A 12,110-nucleotide genomic window follows, 5' to 3' on the forward strand; every position below is an offset into this window, starting at 1 on the left:
GATTATTCCAGCAATCGCGGGCTGCCCGGGACGGCCCTCCCGGGCGGTCCGGTGATCAGGAGCCGGTGCTGCCGAACTCGCGCTCCAGAGAAGCGATCTGGTTGGACCCGAGGCCACGCACGCGACGGCTCTCGGAGATCCCGAGTCGCTCCATGATCTGCTTGGCGCGGACCTTGCCCACGCCCGGCAGGGACTCGAGCAGGGCGGAGACCTTCATCTTGCCGATGACGTCGTTTTCCTGACCCTGCTTGATGACCTCATGGAGAGAGGCGCCGGAGTGCTTGAGTCGATTCTTGACCTCGGCCCGCTCCCGGCGAGCCGCGGCGGCCTTTTCGAGCGCGGCTGCGCGCTGTTCAGGGGTAAGGGGCGGAAGAGCCACGCCTACGTCACCTCGGATGTCGAACTGTCGGATACGGACCGGTGAGGAACCTAGTCGCCCCACACCAGGGGAGCTACGAGCAACACGCTTGCCCGTTGACTCTGCTCGGAGACTAGCGGGCAAGTCCGCCAGAGTCAGCGAGAACAGCGGAAAAGTCCTGGTCAGCCTCCGTCAGGCCGGACATTTCAGACATACTGCCCCGGATTTGAGGATGTATTCACGCTTGAGCCGCCGCCGAAGTGCCCGTCGGAGCGCTGTCGGAACACTCATCGGAGGACTCATCCACCTGCGAGGACGTCCCGGATCTCGCCCGCGAACCGCTCCGCGGCCGTCCGCAGCGCCCCGATGTCGGGACCGTGACGCAAAACACCTCGGCTCACGTTTGGAACCACGTTGCGCACCGCCGGACCGAAGACCGCGGGAAGGTCGGCCGCCGTGGCCCCCTGTGCGCCGACCCCGGGCGCGAGGAGCGGACCGTTGATGTCGAGGTCGTACGACGACAGGTCGCCGACCGTGGCACCGACGACGGCGCCGAAGGATCCCAGCGGCTCCTCCCCGGTGTTCTCGGCGGCGAGGTGGGCCAGCATGGTCGCGCCGACCGTCCGGCCGTCGGAGCGCACCGCGTGCTGCACCTCGGGGCCCTCCGGGTTCGAGGTCAGCGCCAGCACGAACAGGCCGGCCCCGCTCTCCCGGGCCAGCGCGACGGCCGGGCTGAGCGAGCCGTAGCCGAGGTACGGGGAGACGGTCAGGGCGTCCGAGAACAGCGGGGCGTCCTTGATCAGATAGGCTTCCGCATATCCGGCCATGGTGGAGCCGATGTCGCCGCGCTTGGCGTCCATGACGACCAGCGTGCCGGCCGCCCGCGCCTCCTGCACCACCCGCTCCAGGACGGCGACCCCGCGCGAGCCGAACCGCTCGAAGAACGCGCTCTGCGGCTTCATGACCGCGACCCGGTCCGCCACCGCCTCCACGACGGTGCGGCTGAACCGCTCCAGGCCCGCCACGTCGTCGTTCAGCCCCCACTCGGAGAGCAGCGAGGCGTGCGGGTCGATACCGACGCACAGCGGCCCGCGCTCGTCCATCGCGCGGCGCAGCCGGGCACCGAAGGGCTCCAGGGGGCTCATACGGTCTTCCTCACATCGGCGCCGACCGCGTCGGCGAGGGTGGCATACGGGCTGGTGCGCAGGCGTGCCGCGAGGCCCTTGTGAAGGTCGCGAGCGTAGAACGGACCCTCGTAGATGAAGGCGCTGTAGCCCTGGACCAGCGTGGCACCGGCCAGAATGCGCTGCCAGGCGTCCTCGGCGTTCTCGACGCCGCCCACGCCCACCAGGGTGATCCGGTCGCCCACGCGCGCGTACAGCCGCCGCAGCACCTCCAGGGAGCGCGCCTTCAGCGGGGCCCCGGAGAGCCCCCCGGTCTCCTTCACCAGGCCGGGGTCGGACCGCAGCCCCAGCCCCTCCCGAGCGATGGTGGTGTTGGTCGCGATGATCCCGTCCAGACCCAGCTCCACGGCCAGGTCGGCGACGGCGTCGACGTCCTCGTCGGCGAGGTCCGGCGCGATCTTCACCAGCAGCGGCACCCGGCGGTGCGCCACCACCCGGTCCGCGGCCTCGCGCACGGCGCTCAGCAGCGGCCTGAGCGCCTCGGTGGCCTGGAGGTTGCGCAGCCCCGGCGTGTTCGGCGACGACACGTTCACGACCAGGTAGTCCGCGTACGCCGCGAGCCGCTCGGCGGACTTCACGTAGTCGCCGACCGCCTCGGCCTCCGGTACGACCTTGGTCTTGCCGATGTTGACGCCCACGACCGTGTTGAAGACGGCCTCCCGCGTCGCGAGCCGGGCGGCGACGGCGAGCGAGCCGTCGTTGTTGAACCCCATCCGGTTGACCAGCGCCCGGTCGGCGACGAGCCGGAACAGCCGCTTCTTCGGATTGCCCGGCTGTGCCTCCCCGGTCACCGTGCCGATCTCGACATGGTCGAACCCGAGCATCGACATCCCGTCGATCGCAACCGCGTTCTTGTCGAACCCGGCGGCGAGCCCGAAGGGCCCGTGCATCCGCAGCCCGAAGGCCTCGGTGCGCAGTTCCTTGTAGCGGGGCGCGAGCACGGCGGCGACGAAGGTACGCAGCACGGGGATGCGGACGGCGAGCCGGATCCAGCGAAAGGCGAGGTGGTGGGCGGCTTCGGGGTCCATCCGCCGGAAGACGAGCTGAAAGAAGATCTTGTACATGGAGTCCTCATGCCGAGGGGGACACCGACGTCCGGTGCCCCCCTCATAGACAGCTGGGCAACGCGCCCCTCCAGGGGCGCGGGGAACTGCGCGACCATCCACAACCGGCCCGCAGCCTCACTACGGCCTATCAGTCCCTCGCGGCCGTCAGATGCTCCGCATGCTCCTGCAGCGACCGCACCCCGACATCCCCGTGGTTCAGCGCGTCGATCCCCTGCACAGCCGCCGCCAGCGCCTGCACGGTCGTCAGACACGGCACCGACCGCGCCACCGCCGCCGTCCGGATCTCGTACCCGTCCAGGCGACCCCCCGTGCCGTACGGGGTGTTGACGATGAGGTCCACCTCGCCGTCGTGGATGAGCTGCACGATCGTCTTCTCGCCCTGCGGACCGACGCCCTCCGACTGCTTGCGCACGATCGTCGCGTTGATGCCGTTGCGCTTGAGCACCTCGGCCGTGCCGGACGTGGCGAGGAGTTCGAAGCCGTGGGCGACCAGCTCGCGCGCCGGGAAGATCATCGAGCGCTTGTCGCGGTTGGCGACGGAGATGAACGCGCGGCCCTTGGTCGGCAGCGGCCCGTACGCCCCCGCCTGCGACTTGGCGTACGCCGTACCGAAGACGGAGTCGATGCCCATGACCTCGCCCGTGGAGCGCATCTCCGGGCCGAGCACGGTGTCGACGCCCCGGCCGTGGATGTCGCGGAACCGCGACCACGGCATGACCGCCTCCTTCACGGAGATCGGCGCGTCGAACGGCAGCTCGCCGCCGTCGCCCCGCGCGGGCAGCAGCCCCTCCGCGCGGAGCTCGGCGACGGTCGCGCCCAGCGAGATCCGGGCCGCGGCCTTGGCCAGCGGTACCGCCGTCGCCTTCGAGGTGAAGGGGACCGTGCGGGACGCGCGGGGGTTGGCCTCGAGGACGTAGAGGATGTCCCCGGCCATCGCGAACTGGATGTTGATCAGGCCGCGGACGCCGACGCCCTTGGCGATGGCCTCCGTCGAGGCGCGCAGCCGCTTGATGTCGAAGCCGCCCAGGGTGATCGGCGGCAGGGCGCACGCCGAGTCGCCGGAGTGGATGCCGGCCTCCTCGATGTGCTCCATGACGCCACCGAGGTACAGCTCCTCGCCGTCGTACAGCGCGTCGACGTCGATCTCGATCGCGTCGTCGAGGAAGCGGTCGACGAGCACCGGCCGCGAGGGGCTGATCTCGGTCGACTCGGCGATGTAGGAGGCGAGGCGGGTCTCGTCGTAGACGATCTCCATGCCACGGCCGCCGAGGACGTACGACGGGCGGACCAGGACCGGGTAGCCGATCTCGTCGGCGATGGCCTTGGCCTCGGCGAAGGTGGTGGCGGTGCCGTGCTTGGGGGCCGGCAGGCCGGCCTCGGCGAGCACGCGCCCGAACGCGCCCCGGTCCTCGGCCGCGTGGATCGCCTCCGGGGGCGTGCCGACGATCGGCACCCCGTTGTCCTTGAGCGCCTGCGACAGACCCAGCGGCGTCTGGCCGCCCAGCTGGACCACCACACCGGCGACCGGACCGGCCTGCTGCTCGGCGTGGACGATCTCCAGCACGTCCTCCAGCGTCAGCGGCTCGAAGTACAGCCGGTCGGAGGTGTCGTAGTCGGTGGAGACGGTCTCCGGGTTGCAGTTGACCATCACCGTCTCGTAGCCGGCCTCGCTCAGCGCGAAGGACGCGTGCACGCACGAGTAGTCGAACTCGATGCCCTGGCCGATGCGGTTGGGGCCGGAGCCCAGGATGATGACGGCCGGCTTCTCGCGGGTCGCCACCTCCGTCTCCTCGTCGTAGGAGGAGTAGAAGTACGGCGTCTTCGCGGCGAACTCGGCGGCGCAGGTGTCGACCGTCTTGTAGATCGGGCGTACCCCCAGCGCGTGCCGGACCTCGCGGACGACGTCCTCGCGCAGCCCGCGGATCTCGGCGATCTGCTGGTCGGAGAAGCCGTGCCGCTTGGCCTCGGCGAGCAGCTCGGGGGTCAGCTCGGCGGCCCCGGCCAGCTCGTCCGCGATCTCCTTGATGAGGAAGAGCTGGTCGACGAACCACGGGTCGATCTTCGTGAACTCGAAGACCTCCTCGGGCGTGGCGCCCGCGCGGATGGCCTGCATGACGGTGTTGATCCGGCCGTCGGTGGGCCGGACCGCCTCGCGCAGCAGCTCGTCCTTGTCGCCGGGCTCGCCGACGAAGGTGAACTGGCTGCCCTTCTTCTCCAGCGAGCGCAGCGCCTTCTGGAAGGCCTCGGGGAAGTTGCGGCCGATGGCCATGGCCTCGCCGACCGACTTCATGGTGGTGGTCAGCGTGGAGTCGGCCTGCGGGAACTTCTCGAACGCGAAGCGCGGCGCCTTGACGACCACATAGTCGAGCGTGGGCTCGAAGGAGGCCGGGGTTTCCTGCGTGATGTCGTTGGGGATCTCGTCGAGGGTGTAGCCGACGGCCAGCTTGGCAGCGATCTTCGCGATCGGGAAGCCGGTCGCCTTGGAGGCGAGCGCGGAGGACCGCGACACGCGCGGGTTCATCTCGATGACGATCACGCGACCGTCCTCGGGGTTGACCGCGAACTGGATGTTGCAGCCGCCGGTGTCGACGCCGACCTCGCGGATGACGGCGATGCCGATGTCCCGGAGGATCTGGTACTCGCGGTCGGTCAGCGTCATCGAGGGCGCCACGGTGATGGAGTCACCGGTGTGCACGCCCATGGGGTCGAAGTTCTCGATGGAGCAGACGACCACGACGTTGTCGTGCTTGTCGCGCATCAGCTCCAGCTCGTACTCCTTCCAGCCGAGGATGGACTCCTCCAGGAGCACCTCCGTGGTCGGGGAGAGCGTGAGGCCCTGGCCCGCGATGCGGCGCAGCTCCTCCTCGTCGTGTGCGAAGCCGGAGCCGGCGCCGCCCATGGTGAAGGAGGGGCGGACGACGACCGGGTAGCCGCCGAGCTCGTCCACGCCGGCGAGGACGTCGTCCATGGAGTGGCAGATGACGGACCGGGCGGACTCGCCGTACCCGATCTTGGCGCGGACGGCCTCCACGACCTCCTTGAAGAGGTCGCGGTCCTCGCCCTTGTTGATGGCTTCGACGTTGGCGCCGATCAGCTCGACGCCGTACTTGGCCAGGACACCGTTCTCGTCGAGCGAGATCGCGGTGTTCAGGGCCGTCTGGCCGCCCAGGGTGGGCAGCAGGGCGTCGGGGCGCTCCTTGGCGATGATCTTCTCGACGAACTCCGGGGTGATCGGCTCGACGTAGGTCGCGTCGGCGATCTCCGGGTCGGTCATGATCGTCGCCGGGTTGGAGTTGACGAGGATGACCCTCAGGCCCTCGGCGCGCAGCACGCGGCAGGCCTGGGTGCCGGAGTAGTCGAACTCGGCGGCCTGGCCGATGACGATCGGGCCGGAGCCGATGACCAGGACGGACTGGATATCGGTGCGCTTAGGCACGCTGGCCCTCCATCAGGGAAACGAAGCGGTCGAACAGGTAGGCGGCGTCGTGCGGGCCCGCTGCCGCTTCGGGGTGGTACTGGACGGAGAAGGCCGGCTGGTCGAGCAGCTGCAGCCCCTCCACGACGTCGTCGTTGAGGCAGACGTGCGAGACCTCGGCGCGGCCGAACTTCGTCTCGCTGACCTGGTCGAGCGGCGCGTCCACGGCGAATCCGTGGTTGTGCGCGGTGACCTCGACCTTGCCGGTCGTACGGTCCTGGACCGGCTGGTTGATGCCCCGGTGGCCGTACTTCAGCTTGTAGGTGCCGAAGCCGAGCGCGCGGCCGAGGATCTGGTTGCCGAAGCAGATGCCGAAGAGCGGGGTCTTCCGCGCCAGGACGGCGGTCATCAGGGCCACCGGGCCGTCGGCCGTGGCCGGGTCGCCGGGGCCGTTGGAGAAGAACACGCCGTCCGGGGAGACGGCGTACACGTCGTCCTCGGTGGCGGTCGCGGGCAGCACGTGCACCTCGATGCCGCGCTCGGCCATCCGCTGCGGGGTCATGCCCTTGATGCCGAGGTCGACGGCGGCGACGGTGAATCGCTTCTCCCCGACGGCCGGGACGACGTACGCCTCCTTGGTGGCGACCTCCTCGTACAGCGAGGCGCCCTTCATGTGCGGCTGGGCCTGCACGCGCGCGAGGAGCTCGGCGTCGGTGGCGATCGCCTCGCCGGAGAAGACGCCGGCGCGCATCGAGCCGCGCTCGCGGAGGTGGCGGGTGAGGGCACGGGTGTCGATCCCGGAGATGCCGACCACGCCCTGCGCCACCAGTTCCGCGTCCAGCGAACGCTTGGCGCGCCAGTTGGAGGGCACGCGCGCGGGGTCGCGCACGACGTAGCCGGAGACCCAGATGCGGCTGGACTCGTCGTCCTCGTCGTTCCACCCCGTGTTGCCGATCTGGGGGGCGGTGGCGACCACGATCTGGCGGTCGTACGAGGGGTCGGTGAGGGTCTCCTGGTAGCCGGTCATCCCGGTGGAGAACACGGCCTCGCCGAAGGTCTCCCCCACGGCCCCGTAGGCGCGGCCGCGGAAGATCCGGCCGTCCTCCAGGACGAGTACTGCGGGAACCTTGCCGGCTCCCCTGGTGGAGGTCGTCATCGTTCGGCGCCTTCCGTGCTGGGTGTCTTGGTCATGGAGTTGATGGCGTCGACCCACTCGCCGTGCTCGGCCGCGTGGTCCGAGCGGAATCCGGAGTCGATCAGCCGGTCGCCGTGCTGCCAGGTCACCACGAGGAGTCCGCCCTCGGTGAGGACCTTGCCCGCGATGCCCTTGCCGAGCAGGGCCTCGCGGAGCGCGGCGGCGGGGATGAAGAAGTCGGTCGCCCCGGGGCGTACGACGTCCAGGCCCGCGTCGGTCAGGGTGAGCTCGACCCGGCTGCGGGAGCCGAGGCCGCGGGCCACGATGCGGTCCAGCCACTGCCCGGCGGTGGTGGAGCCGTGGTAGCGGCCGCTCATGGTCAGTTTCGCCTCGCCGGGGTCGTCCGGCGCGGTGGGGAGCTCGGGGAGGTCGCCCTGGAGGGTGCCGCGCCACTTCCAGCCCTCGCGCATCAGCCAGTAGACGAGCGCGACGAAGAGGGCCAGACCGACGAGCCAGCCGATGCGCGCGGCCCAGTCGGTGACCGCGGCCGACTTCTTCTCGTCGGCCAGCAGGATCAGAGGTGTCACGTCAGCTTCCCGTCCACGAGCGTCGCCTTGCCCCGCAGCCATGTGTGGGTGACACGGCCCGGCAGCTCGCGTCCCTCGTAGGGGGTGTTGCGGCTGCGCGAGGCGAAGCCCGCGGGGTCCACCAGGCCACGGTATTCCGTGTCGACGAGGGTGAGGTTGGCGGGCTCACCAGCCGAGACGGGACGGCCGTGGCCGACGGCCTGTCCGATCCGCGCGGGCTTGAAGGACATCCGGTCGGCGACACCGGCCCAGGTCAGCAGGCCCGTGTCCACCATGGTCTCCTGCACCACCGACAACGCGGTCTCCAGGCCGACCATCCCCATGGCGGCCGCGGCCCACTCGCAGTCCTTGTCCTCGTGCGGGTGCGGGGCGTGGTCGGTGGCGACGATGTCGATGGTGCCGTCGGCGAGGGCCTCCCGCAGCGCCAGCACGTCGCGCTCGGTGCGCAGCGGCGGGTTGACCTTGTAGACCGGGTTGTACGACCGCACCAGCTCGTCGGTGAGGAGCAGGTGGTGCGGGGTGACCTCGGCGGTGACGTCGATGCCGCGGGACTTGGCCCAGCGCACGATCTCGACGGACCCGGCGGTCGACAGATGGCAGATGTGCACCCGCGACCCCACGTGCTCGGCGAGCAGCACGTCGCGCGCGATGACCGACTCCTCGGCGACGGCCGGCCAGCCGCCCAGCCCCAGCTCGGCCGAGACGACGCCCTCGTTCATCTGGGCGCCCTCGGTCAGCCGCGGCTCCTGCGCGTGCTGGGCGACGACTCCGCCGAAGGCCTTCACGTACTCCAGGGCGCGGCGCATGATCACGGCGTCGTCGACGCACTTGCCGTCGTCGGAGAAGACGGTGACCCCGGCGGCCGACTCGTGCATGGCGCCGAGCTCGGCGAGCTTCTTGCCCTCCAGGCCGACGGTGACGGCGCCGATGGGCTGGACGTCGCAGTAGCCGTGCTCCTGGCCGAGCCGGTAGACCTGCTCGACCACGCCGGCGGTGTCGGCGACCGGGAAGGTGTTGGCCATGGCGAAGACGGCCGTGTAGCCGCCGCTCGCGGCCGCGCGGGTGCCGGTGAGGACGGTCTCGGAGTCCTCACGGCCGGGCTCGCGCAGGTGGGTGTGCAGGTCGACGAGCCCCGGCAGCAGCACCTTGCCGGCGGCCTCGACGACCTCGGCCCCGTCGGCGGACAGCCCGGAGCCCACCTCCACGATCGTCTCGCCGTCGATCAGTACGTCCTGCGGCTCACCGCCGAGCACCTTCGCACCACGGATCAGGATCTTGCTCATGGGTCTTACTTCTCCTCGGTGGTGCGGGCGTGGCTGACGGCGGGTTCGTTGCCGCCGAGCAGGAGGTACAGAACGGCCATCCGGATGGAGACTCCGTTTGCGACCTGCTCGACTACGGTGCAGCGCTCGGAGTCGGCGACCTCGGCGGTGATCTCCATGCCGCGGACCATCGGGCCGGGGTGCATCACGATGGCGTGCTCGGGCATCTTCGCCATGCGCTCGCCGTCGAGGCCGTAGCGCCGCGAGTACTCGCGCTCGGTCGGGAAGAACGCGGCGTTCATGCGCTCCCGCTGCACGCGGAGCATCATCACGGCGTCGGACTTGGGGAGTACGGCGTCGAGGTCGTACGACACCTCGCAGGGCCAGCGCTCGACGCCGACCGGGACCAGGGTGGGCGGGGCGACCAGGGTGACCTCGGCGCCGAGCGTGTGCAGCAGGTCGACGTTGGAGCGGGCGACCCGGCTGTGCAGGACGTCGCCGACGATCGTGATGCGCTTGCCGGCCAGGTCCTGCCCTATCCCGGCGTCCCGGCCGACCAGCCGGCGGCGCATGGTGAAGGCGTCCAGGAGGGCCTGGGTGGGGTGCTGGTGGGTGCCGTCGCCGGCGTTGATGACGGCGGCGTCGATCCAGCCGGAGGTGGCGAGACGGTAGGGCGCTCCGGAGGCGCCGTGCCGGATGACGACGGCGTCCACGCCCATCGCCTCCAGGGTCTGGGCGGTGTCCTTCAGGGACTCGCCCTTGGAGACGCTGGACCCCTTGGCGGTGAAGTTGATGACGTCGGCGGAGAGGCGCTTCTCGGCGGCCTCGAAGGAGATCCGGGTCCGGGTCGAGTCCTCGAAGAAGAGGTTGACGACGGTGCGGCCGCGCAGGGTCGGCAGCTTCTTGATCGGCCGGTCGGCGACCCGGGCCATCTCCTCGGCGGTGTCGAGGATCAGGACGGCGTCGTCGCGGGTGAGGTCGGCGGCCGAGATGAGATGACGCTGCATCTGTCAGGCTCCGTAAGGCAGTTCACATATCGGGAGATTGCGGGCAGGTATGGGCGCGCCGGACCGGCGCGTCCTCTCGGCTCGCTACTGGGTCGGCTTGGCGCCGAGCAGCACGGTGTCGCGACCGTCCTCCTCGGCGAGCAGGACCTTGACCGTCTCCCGCAACGACGTGGGGAGGTTCTTGCCGACGTAGTCGGCGCGGATGGGCAGTTCACGGTGGCCGCGGTCGACGAGGACCGCCAGCTGGACCGCGCGCGGACGCCCGATGTCGTTGAGGGCGTCGAGGGCGGCGCGGATGGTGCGGCCGGAGAAGAGCACGTCGTCGACGAGGACGACCAGTCTGCCGTCGATGCCGTCACCGGGGATCTCGGTGCGGGCCAGCGCACGCGGCGGGTGCATGCGCAGGTCGTCGCGGTACATGGTGATGTCGAGCGAACCGACGGGAATCTTGCGGTCGGTGACCTGCTCGAGCTTGGCGGCGAGCCGCTGGGCGAGGAAGACGCCGCGGGTCGGGATGCCGAGGAGCACCACGTCGTCGGCGCCCTTGGCGCGCTCGACGATCTCGTGGGCGATGCGGGTCAGTACCCGCGCGATGTCGGGCCCTTCGAGAACGGGCCGTGCGTCGCTTGCCTGAAGGTCAGGCTTTCCCTGCTTGTCCATACGAAACGGACCTCCTTCTCCGCCTCACGGGACGGACCTTAAAGGACGTCGGATTTGCGCCATCCACCGTAGCAGGTGCCGGACAGGCCCCCGATCACCCCCTTGGCGTAATCGGCCATCGCCACCACGGAAGAGTCGGTGCGGACCATTCGGCTTGACGCAGGAGAGTAACGCTGCGTAACCTCACAGTGAGTTACCAGCCGCGCGGCGGGAACCAAGGCCGGCCGCGTCGACACAGTGTCCGGGGAGCTATATGTCCAGCGAATACGCCAAACAGCTCGGGGCCAAGCTCCGGGCCATCCGCACCCAGCAGGGCCTTTCCCTCCACGGTGTCGAGGAGAAGTCCCAGGGGCGCTGGAAGGCCGTGGTGGTCGGTTCGTACGAGCGCGGCGACCGTGCCGTGACCGTGCAGCGCCTTGCCGAGTTGGCGGATTTCTACGGTGTGCCGGTGCAGGAGCTGCTGCCGGGCACCACCCCCGGCGGTGCCGCCGAGCCCCCGCCGAAGCTGGTCCTGGACCTGGAGCGGCTGGCCACCGTGCCGGCCGAGAAGGCGGGCCCGCTGCAGCGCTACGCGGCCACGATCCAGTCCCAGCGCGGTGACTACAACGGCAAGGTGCTGTCGATCCGCCAGGACGACCTGCGCACACTGGCCGTCATCTACGACCAGTCCCCCTCGGTCCTCACCGAGCAGCTGATCAGCTGGGGCGTGCTGGACGCGGACGCCCGCCGCGCCGTGGCCACCCACGAAGACGCCTGACCCGCACCACACCTGAGCAGAAACGTGCCGCCGGGGTGGCCGGAACTTGACGGTTCCGCCCACCCCGGCGGCTTTTCAGCGCCCCGTCAGGGCGCGAGGCTGTATCGATGTGCGGCTCCGCCGCGTGGGCGCGACCAGCCCCACACGGCCGTCAGCCGCCCGACCACCGCACCACCCGCCCCATGGGGCACGCGAACGCCGGAAGGCCCGCAGCAAGCCGCTGCGGGCCTTCCGGCGTTCGTCGGCTCACGCCTCCCGGCGCAGCGACGGCTTCAGCTCCTTGAGCCGTCCCAGGAGCCCGTTCACGAACGAGGGCGACTCGTCCGTCGAGAACTCCTTCGCCAGCTGCACCATCTCGTCGAGGACAACGGCGTCCGGCGTCTCGTCGACCCAGATCAGCTCGTACGCTCCCAGGCGCAGGATGTTCCGGTCGACGACCGGCATCCGGTCGAGCGTCCAGCCGACCGCGTACTGGGCGATCAGCTCGTCGATCCGCCGCACGTGCTCGGCGTAGCCCTCGACCAGCTGCATCGTGTACTCGCTCACCGGCGGCTGCCGGGTGTCGTCGCGGGAGAGCCGGATCCAGTCCGCGAGCACGGTCAGGACGTCGGCCCCGCGCTGGTCGCCCTCGAAGAGGATCTGGAAGGCGCGCTTGCGGGCCGTGTTGCGGGCAGCCAC

The 12,110-nt window shown here is 70.3% G+C and carries 11 protein-coding genes; 1 reads left to right on the forward strand and 10 read right to left on the reverse strand.

Features of this window, described 5'->3' with window-relative positions:
- Positions 1-55: 55 nt before the first annotated feature.
- The 9 genes from ACFZDK_RS15175 to pyrR all read right to left on the reverse strand — a co-directional run bounded on the left by ACFZDK_RS15175 (position 56) and on the right by pyrR (position 10,675).
- Positions 56-379, reverse strand: coding sequence for an integration host factor (locus ACFZDK_RS15175; protein ID WP_003977346.1), 324 nt, complete (start codon positions 377-379; stop codon positions 56-58).
- 278 nt (positions 380-657) lie between these two features.
- Complete coding sequence (pyrF, locus tag ACFZDK_RS15180; protein ID WP_390972688.1) at positions 658-1,503, reverse strand: orotidine-5'-phosphate decarboxylase; 846 nt, start codon at positions 1,501-1,503, stop codon at positions 658-660.
- Positions 1,500-2,606 carry a quinone-dependent dihydroorotate dehydrogenase gene (locus ACFZDK_RS15185; protein WP_390972690.1) on the reverse strand — a complete coding sequence of 369 codons (1,107 nt, stop codon included), beginning with the start codon at positions 2,604-2,606 and terminating at the stop codon, positions 1,500-1,502. The genes pyrF and ACFZDK_RS15185 overlap by 4 nt, the downstream gene beginning before the upstream one ends.
- Positions 2,607-2,736: 130 nt before the next feature.
- Positions 2,737-6,045, reverse strand: a complete 3,309-nt coding sequence (carB, locus tag ACFZDK_RS15190; protein ID WP_390972691.1) for a carbamoyl-phosphate synthase large subunit — start codon at positions 6,043-6,045, stop codon at positions 2,737-2,739.
- Positions 6,038-7,180, reverse strand: a complete 1,143-nt coding sequence (gene carA, locus ACFZDK_RS15195; protein WP_390972693.1) for a glutamine-hydrolyzing carbamoyl-phosphate synthase small subunit — start codon at positions 7,178-7,180, stop codon at positions 6,038-6,040. Before carA ends, carB begins: the two co-directional genes overlap by 8 nt.
- On the reverse strand, positions 7,177-7,746 hold the full coding sequence (locus tag ACFZDK_RS15200) for a hypothetical protein (RefSeq protein ID WP_390972695.1): 570 nt from the start codon (positions 7,744-7,746) through the stop codon (positions 7,177-7,179). Before ACFZDK_RS15200 ends, carA begins: the two co-directional genes overlap by 4 nt.
- Positions 7,743-9,029, reverse strand: a complete 1,287-nt coding sequence (locus ACFZDK_RS15205; protein WP_390972697.1) for a dihydroorotase — start codon at positions 9,027-9,029, stop codon at positions 7,743-7,745. Before ACFZDK_RS15205 ends, ACFZDK_RS15200 begins: the two co-directional genes overlap by 4 nt.
- A 5-nt stretch (positions 9,030-9,034) precedes the next feature.
- Positions 9,035-10,015 carry an aspartate carbamoyltransferase catalytic subunit gene (locus tag ACFZDK_RS15210; RefSeq protein ID WP_362317673.1) on the reverse strand — a complete coding sequence of 327 codons (981 nt, stop codon included), beginning with the start codon at positions 10,013-10,015 and terminating at the stop codon, positions 9,035-9,037.
- Positions 10,016-10,099: 84 nt separating this feature from the next.
- Complete coding sequence (gene pyrR, locus ACFZDK_RS15215; protein ID WP_390972699.1) at positions 10,100-10,675, reverse strand: bifunctional pyr operon transcriptional regulator/uracil phosphoribosyltransferase PyrR; 576 nt, start codon at positions 10,673-10,675, stop codon at positions 10,100-10,102.
- A 253-nt stretch (positions 10,676-10,928) separates the two neighbouring features.
- Here pyrR and bldD point away from each other — a divergent pair, with 253 nt between their 5' ends.
- Positions 10,929-11,432: a transcriptional regulator BldD gene (gene bldD, locus ACFZDK_RS15220; protein ID WP_020938842.1), complete on the forward strand. Its 504-nt coding sequence runs from the start codon at positions 10,929-10,931 to the stop codon at positions 11,430-11,432.
- A 246-nt stretch (positions 11,433-11,678) separates the two neighbouring features.
- On the opposite strand, the gene nusB is transcribed toward bldD, so the two are convergent.
- Positions 11,679-12,110: a transcription antitermination factor NusB gene (gene nusB, locus ACFZDK_RS15225; RefSeq protein WP_351707158.1), complete on the reverse strand. Its 432-nt coding sequence runs from the start codon at positions 12,108-12,110 to the stop codon at positions 11,679-11,681.

Source organism: Streptomyces sp. NPDC007901, assembly GCF_042959465.1.
Lineage (GTDB): Bacteria > Actinomycetota > Actinomycetes > Streptomycetales > Streptomycetaceae > Streptomyces.